The organism is Streptomyces niphimycinicus (assembly GCF_018883605.1).
In the GTDB taxonomy this organism is placed as follows: Bacteria; Actinomycetota; Actinomycetes; order Streptomycetales; family Streptomycetaceae; genus Streptomyces; species Streptomyces niphimycinicus.
This window is the reverse complement of record NZ_JAHLEM010000676.1, coordinates 1-6,906: the sequence shown is the minus strand read 5'-3', so window position 1 is coordinate 6,906 and position 6,906 is coordinate 1. Positions and strand designations below refer to the sequence as shown.

The window sequence follows — 6,906 nt, the reverse complement described above, 5'->3', positions numbered from 1 at the left end:
GCGTCCAGGCCGCATCGGGCATCCCGGGGCGTGAGGAAACCCGCCCCCGCATTCCCGGACCACGGACACGATCCGTCGGCGCCGGACGCGGAGCGAAAGCGGGAGACCAGGGGGTACCTCCCAGCGGTAGCTGGGGGAGTGCCCACAACCGTTCGGGGCACACGGCTGAGCACCAGTCCTGGCACCAGGACTCACTCCCGCTCAGTCTTTAGAAACGGTTCAGGCGGATGTGGTGGTCGAGGCCGTGTCGGTGCGGGGCTGCTGACCGGTCGTCGTGTCCGGGGCCTGGGGCTTGTCACCCTGCTCCTCGGGGAGCTTCAGCAGGAGTGTCAGCACGAAGGCGACCAGGTAGAGGGCGAGGAAGATCAGGGTGACTCCGCCGGCGCCGAAGAGGGGGAAGAAGAGGCTGGCGATCGCCGGGCCGACGAAGGCCGCGCCGCCCGCGCCCAGGTTGAGCAGGGCCATCGAACCGCCCTTGTTCTCCGGGGCCATCGACGGGATGAGCGCCGAGATGGGGACGAATCCGGCGAGGGTGGCGCCGTAGAACATGCCCGCGAGCACCGCGACCCAGTAGTAGTCCGCGCCGAGCCACGTCGGTACGAAGTACAGCGTCGTGACGCTGATCGCGCAGCCCAGCGCGCCGAAGCCCGCGATGGTGGTGCGCCAGCCGATGCGGTCGGAGAGGACGCCGAAGATGAGGTTGAAGAAGATGTTGGTGCCGTAGATGATCGCCAGCAACTGGAGCCACTTGTCCTCGCCGAAGCCGACGTCGTCGGAGAAGATCCGCGGCAGGTACACCAGCATGCCGAACTCCGGGGCCGTGTTGATGACCCGGACCAGGCAGCCCACCAGTACGCGCGGATGGGTCCAGATGATGGAGACGGAGTTGAGCAGGCTCTGGCCGGTGGTGACCTCCGGCGGTGCCATCCGGTCGCCGCCGGGCCTCCTGCGGGCGCCGACCAGGGCGATGGCGCCGCCGAGGAGGATCAGGGCGAGCGCCGACCACAGCGTGCCCAGGCGGCCGAACGAGGGGATCGTCAGGCTCGACCACAGCGAGCCGAGGGTGGGCAGGCCGCCGGTGAAGGCGAAGTAGAACCAGCCCACCGCGGTGCCCAGCCGGGCCTTCGGCGCCGTGTTGGTGATCCATACGAGGAAACCGAACGCGAAGAGCGGGTAGCCGAAGCCCCGGATGCCGTAGAAGAGCAACATCAGCGGGTAGTTCTCGGTGCCCAGCGCGAAGAGCAGGTACGCGGCGTCGAAGACGGCCCAGATCGCCAGGCCCGTCCACATCACCCGGCGTGGCCCCCACACCTGGCAGAGCGCACCGGAGAACCACGATGCCAGCATGACGGCGATGCCGTACACGGTGATGACGTACCCGGCGCGTACATCCGTCGACGCGCCGTGGTCGGCCATGTACGGGGCGATGAACCCGGCTTCGACACCATCGCCGATCATGAACAGGAGTACGCCCAGATAGCCCAGGATCAAGGGTTTCGGCATCGCTCGACCTCCACTCTGCGGTGATGTAAGGAGTACGACCGCAGATACTCAAGCGCGCCGAGAGAAATATCAAGGGTCTTGGTAAAGATAACGGGATCGAGTGGTAACTACTCCGTCTCGATGACCCGCACATCCGTCAGCTCGCGCATCTCCCGCACCAGCTCCCCGTCCACCGGGCCGGTCAGCAGAACGTGGTCGAAGGAGTCCACGCCCTCCAACTGGTGCAGCGCCCGGCGGCCCACCTTGCTGTGGTCCATGAGCAGCAGGCTCGTCGCGCCCGCCTGCCGGGTCGCCCGCTTGATGCTGACGATCTCCTGCTCCTGGTGGAACGTCATGCCCGCGGTCATCGCGGAGGTGGAGAGCACGCTCAGATCGACGGAGATGCCGCCGATCATGTCCATCGCCGGCAGGCCGATCCATGAGTCATGGGTGCGCGAGTACTCGCCGCCCACACAGATCAGCCGGATGCCCTCGGCGCCCCTCAGCTCCTCGGTGATCAGGCGGTAGTTGGTCACCACGGTCAGCGGCCCCACCTCGGGCAACAGCCGCGCCAGGGCCAGCGCCGAGGTCGAGTCGTCCAGCATCACCGACATCCCCGGGGCCACGAACGGCAGGGCCGCGCGGGCCAGTGCCCGCTTCTCGTCGGCGTGTGCGTGCAGCCGGAAGTCCGAGCTGGACTCGAAGACCATCGAGGGCTGTGCGGAGACGCCGCCGTGGTACTTGCGCAGGATGCCGCGGTCCGCCAGTTCGGCGATGTCCCGGTGGACCGTCATCAGGCTGACGCCGGTCAGCTCGACCAGTTCGGCGACGGTGGCGTCCCCCCGGGCCAGAACGTGGTCGACGATCACTTGGTGCCGCTGCTGCCGCGCACCGCGCGACGACGGGGGAGTAGTCATGCCCCCATCCTGCCGTGTTCGTTTCTCACATTGAACCAGTGACAACTCACGCCGCCAATGTTAATTTCGCTGTGCCGGACACCACCGGGGGCTACGGACAGCGCCCCGGTGCGACGGGCACCGCCCAGTGTGACGGGCACCGCCCAGTGCGACGGGCACTGTCCGTCGTGACGGGCACCGCCCGGTGTTCCGGCACAGCCAGAGATCATCAGCCAGGAGATCAGGGGTACGCATGGCCGACGCAGTGGTCTTCGACATGGACGGCGTACTGGTGGAGAGCGAGCATCTGTGGGAAGAGCTGTGGGCCGGATACGCCGCCGCACGCGGCCGCACCTGGGGCCCGGATCAGACGCGCGACGTCCAGGGGATGAGCGCCCCCGAGTGGGCCGCCTACCTCACCCGGTTCTGCGGGGCGGGTGACCCCCCGGCGAGCACCGAGGAGGTCGTGGTCGACGGCATGGTCCAGGCGCTGGCAGACGGCCGCATCGGCCTGCTGCCCGGAGCGCGGGAGATGATCACCGCCACCGCCGAGCTCGCACCCATCGCGCTCGCCTCCTCCGCGCCGCGCCGGGTCATCGACGCCGTCCTCGTCCACCACGGTGTCGACCACCACTTCAAGGCGACCGTCTCCAGCGCCGAGGTGGAGCGCGGCAAGCCGAGCCCGGACGTCTATCTGGCCGCCGCGCGCACCCTCGGCGTGGCCCCGGAGCGCTGTCTGGCGGTGGAGGACTCCAGCAACGGACTGCGCGCCGCCGCGGCCGCCGGGATGATCGTCGTGGCCATCCCCAATCCGCAGTACCCACCCGCCGACGACGCCCTGGCGGCCGCCGCCTACCGTTCTGCGGACCACCATGCCGTACGTGACTTCCTGCTCAGCAGGCTCGACACCCGAGGGGAGTGACCGACATGACCGCGGTCCTGGCATCCGGCGACGACTTCATCGCCCCCGAACTCTTCGCCGCCGCTCTGAGCGAGAGCCTGCCCTCCGCCGGGCTGAGCTTCCGCACCCTGCGCACCCGCTGGCCGAACGAACCCTTCGGCCCGGTGGGCGCCGACGGGCAGGGGAACGGGGGTGTGAAGGAGGCCAGCGGCACCGAGGAGCAGGTGCTCGAGGCGCTCGGCGACGCGAGTGTCGCCCTGACCCAGATGGCTCCGTTCACCTCCCGTGTCATCCGCGAGTCGCCCCATCTGAAGTTCATCGGCGTGGCCCGTGGCGGCCCGGTCAACGTGGACCTGGCCGCCGCCACCGCCGCCGGGATACCCGTCACCTTCACACCGGGCCGCAACGCCGCCGCTGCCGCCGAATTCACCATCGGCCTGATCCTCGCCGCCATGCGCCACCTCACCTTCGCCGACGCGGCCCTCAAGGAGGGCACCTGGCGCGGTGACTACTACGCCTACGAGAACGCGGGGCTGGAACTCGACGGCGCCACCACCGGCCTCATCGGGTACGGAGCCATCGGCTCCATCGTGGCCCGGGTGCTGCGCGCCTTCGGCGCACACGTCCTGGTCGCCGATCCGTACACGGATCCGGCCCGGGCGCGGGCCGACGGTGTCGAGCTCACCACCCTGGACGACCTGCTGCGGCGCAGCTCCGTGGTGAGCCTGCACGCCCGGGTCACCCCCGAGACCCGGCATCTGCTGAACGCCGGCAACCTCGCGCTCCTGCCCGAGGGCGCCATCCTCGTCAACTCGGCCCGCGGCGAGCTGCTCGACTACGCCCCGCTGCCCGGCCTGCTGGAGTCCGGCCGGCTCGGCGCGCTCGCCCTGGACGTCTACGACATCGAGCCGCCCCCGGCCGACTGGCCGCTGCACAAGGCCCCCCGTGTCATCACCACGCCACATCTGGCCGGCGCCACCCGGCAGACCGCCGACCGGGCCGCCCTGATCACCGCCGCCGAGGCCGCCCGCTTCCTGCGCGGCGAACCGCTGCGACACGTGGCCAACCCGGAGGTGCTGACCGGGGGCCGGCCATGATCGTCGGAGTCGACATCGGCACCTCGGTCACCAAGGCCCAGCTCATCGCCCGCGACGGCCGGACCACCCCCGCCCACGAGGCCCGCAGCACCGTCTACACGCTGCCAGGACACCGCGTCGAGCAGGACCTGGACGACGTCGTGGGCACCGTGGAGACCGTCGTACGGGCGGCACTCGCCGACGCCGCGCAACTGGGCGACGAACCGGCCGAGGCCCTGGCCCTCACCGGGCAGGGCGACGGCCTGTGGCTGCGCGACGCCACGGGCGCCCCCGTCGGCCGCGCGCTGTCCTGGATGGACGGCCGGGCCGCGGACCGGCTCGACCGGTGGACCGCCGACGGCACCCTGCACGCCCTGCACCAGCGCACCGGCGTCGGCCTCTTCCCCGGCTCCGCGGCACCCCTGCTGGCGCATCTGGCCGAGCACGAGCCGGAGCGGCTGGCGGCGGCCCACGTCGCCGGATACTGCGTGGACGCCGTCGTACAGCGGCTGACCGGCGCCGTGACCGTCGATGTCTCCGACGCCTCGCAGCCGTTCCTCGACGTCGCCACCCGTACGTACGACGAGACCGCGCTCGAGCTGTGCGGACTGTCCGCACACCGCCGGCTGCTGCCGGATCCGGCGCCGCCCGGCACCCTGCACCGGCTGCTGCCCGACGCCGCCCGGCGGCTGGGCCTGCCCGCCGGGCTGCCGGTCTCCGCCGGTCCGTTCGACATCCCGGCCTGCGCCTTCGGCTCGGGCGTGGCCGAACCGGGCGAGGGCAACCTCATCATCGGCACCACCCTCGCCGCCCAGGTCCTCGACACCGAGCCGCGCCCGGCCATGGCCGAGGACCCGGCCGGGATGCTGCTGGCGACCCCGTACGAGAACCGGTATCTGCGGGTCATGCCCGCCATGATCGGCACCGCGGGCCTGGACTGGCTGCTGAAACTGCTCGACGTCAAGATCGAGGCGCTGGACGCGCTGCTCGTCCAGTCCCCGCCCGGCGCCGCGGGCGTCACCGCACTGCCGTTCCTGTCCGCCAGCGGCGAGCGCGCACCCTTCGTCGACCCGCGGGCCCGTGGCCGCCTGGACGGCCTGTCCCCGCTGGCCGGCCGCGCCGACCTGGTACGGGCGCTGTGCGAGGCCGTCGCCTACTCGGCCCGGCACTGCATGGAAACCCTCGGCGTCACCCGCACCGTCACCGCCTGCGGCGGCGGCGCGCGCTCCGGGGAGTGGGCACGCATCTTCGCCGGTGTCCTCGGGGGCGACCTGGAGGTCTGCGACGACGCCGTGGGCATCCGTGGTGCGGCCCATGTCGCCTGGCGCTCCCTGGGCACACCGGTCGACCCCGGTGCCTGGCGCGCCCGTCTGCGCACCGTGACCGCCGAGCGCGAGCTGATCGACCACTACGCCGAGGGCTACGCCGCCTACCGCCACGCCCTCGACATCGCACGCGAAGGCTGGAGCACCCGATGACCAGGCTCTTCAACGACCCCGCCCGGTTCACCGACGACATGATCACCGGGTTCGCCGCCGCCCACCAGGAACACGTACGGGCCGTGCCCGGCGGTGTGGTGCGCGCCCGCCCCACCCGTACGGGAAAAGTGGCCGTACTCACCGGTGGCGGCTCCGGCCACTACCCCGCCTTCTGCGGTGTGGTCGGCCCCGGATTCGCCGACGGTTCGGTCATCGGCGATGTGTTCACCTCCCCGTCGGCCGCCCGCGCCCGCTCGGTCGCCGAGGCCGCGGAGGCGGGCGGAGGCATCCTCTTCCTCTTCGGCAACTACGCCGGGGACGTGATGAACTTCGGCCTCGCGGCACGGCAGTTGATGGACGACGGCATTCCCGCCCGCTGCTTCGCCGTCACCGATGACATCGCCTCGGCCCCCGCCGACCAGACGGCGCGGCGGCGGGGCATCGCGGGCGGCCTCGTCGTCTTCAAGACCGCGTCGGCGGCGGCCGAGGAAGGCGCCGGTCTGGACGAGGTCGTGCGCGTGGCCGAGCACACCAACGCCCGTACCCGCACACTCGGAGTGGCCTTCGACGGCTGCACCCTGCCGGGCTCCGACGCGCCCCTGTTCACCGTTCCCGAGGGCCGCCTGGGCCTCGGGCTCGGCATCCACGGCGAACCAGGGGTCAGCGAGGACACCCTGGGCAGCGCCGAGGACCTGGCCCGCGTCCTGGTGGCGGGGCTGCTGGCGGACCGGCCCGCGGACACGGACGGCGAAGGGCGGGTCGCGGTCGTCCTCAACGGCCTCGGCGCCACCAAGTACGAGGAGCTGTACGTGCTGTGGGGCGCCGTGGCCCGGCTGCTGGACGAGGCGGGGCTCACACCCGTACGCCCCGAGGTCGGCGAACTCGTCACCAGCCTCGACATGGCCGGTTGCTCCCTCACCCTGAGCTGGCTGGACGACGAGCTGGAACGCCTGTGGCTCGCACCCGCCGACACCCCGGCCTTCCGCCGGGGGACACCGCGGGAATCCCCGGTGGACGACGCCGCCGTACGGCCGGCCGCCGCCCCGCGCCGCCCGGAGCGGTCCGCCGCCACG

6 protein-coding genes and 1 pseudogene are annotated in these 6,906 nt (G+C 71.6%); 5 read left to right on the top strand and 2 right to left on the bottom strand.

The window, feature by feature from the left end; translation table 11 throughout:
- Window positions 1-212, top strand: a pseudogene (locus tag KN815_RS51075) (hypothetical protein); the annotation flags it as partial.
- A 7-nt stretch (window positions 213-219) separates the two neighbouring features.
- Here the strand turns inward: KN815_RS51075 and KN815_RS39880 are convergent.
- Together KN815_RS39880 and KN815_RS39875 are read right to left on the bottom strand one after the other, a co-directional pair.
- Complete coding sequence (locus KN815_RS39880) at window positions 220-1,503, bottom strand: MFS transporter (protein WP_216346689.1); 1,284 nt, start codon at window positions 1,501-1,503, stop codon at window positions 220-222.
- Window positions 1,504-1,610: 107 nt separating this feature from the next.
- Window positions 1,611-2,399 carry a DeoR/GlpR family DNA-binding transcription regulator gene (locus KN815_RS39875; RefSeq protein ID WP_216346688.1) on the bottom strand — a complete coding sequence of 263 codons (789 nt, stop codon included), beginning with the start codon at window positions 2,397-2,399 and terminating at the stop codon, window positions 1,611-1,613.
- 232 nt (window positions 2,400-2,631) lie between these two features.
- Here KN815_RS39875 and KN815_RS39870 point away from each other — a divergent pair, with 232 nt between their 5' ends.
- The 4 genes from KN815_RS39870 to KN815_RS39855 all read left to right on the top strand — a co-directional run.
- On the top strand, window positions 2,632-3,300 hold the full coding sequence (locus tag KN815_RS39870) for an HAD family hydrolase (RefSeq protein ID WP_216346687.1): 669 nt from the start codon (window positions 2,632-2,634) through the stop codon (window positions 3,298-3,300).
- A 5-nt stretch (window positions 3,301-3,305) separates the two neighbouring features.
- Window positions 3,306-4,376, top strand: a complete 1,071-nt coding sequence (locus tag KN815_RS39865; RefSeq protein ID WP_216346686.1) for a 2-hydroxyacid dehydrogenase — start codon at window positions 3,306-3,308, stop codon at window positions 4,374-4,376.
- Entirely contained in the window at window positions 4,373-5,833 is a 1,461-nt protein-coding gene (locus KN815_RS39860) for an FGGY-family carbohydrate kinase (RefSeq protein ID WP_216346685.1), read from the top strand. The genes KN815_RS39865 and KN815_RS39860 overlap by 4 nt, the downstream gene beginning before the upstream one ends.
- Window positions 5,830-6,906: dihydroxyacetone kinase family protein (locus KN815_RS39855; RefSeq protein WP_216346684.1), on the top strand; the 1,077-nt coding region annotated here is incomplete at its 3' end. The genes KN815_RS39860 and KN815_RS39855, both read left to right, overlap by 4 nt.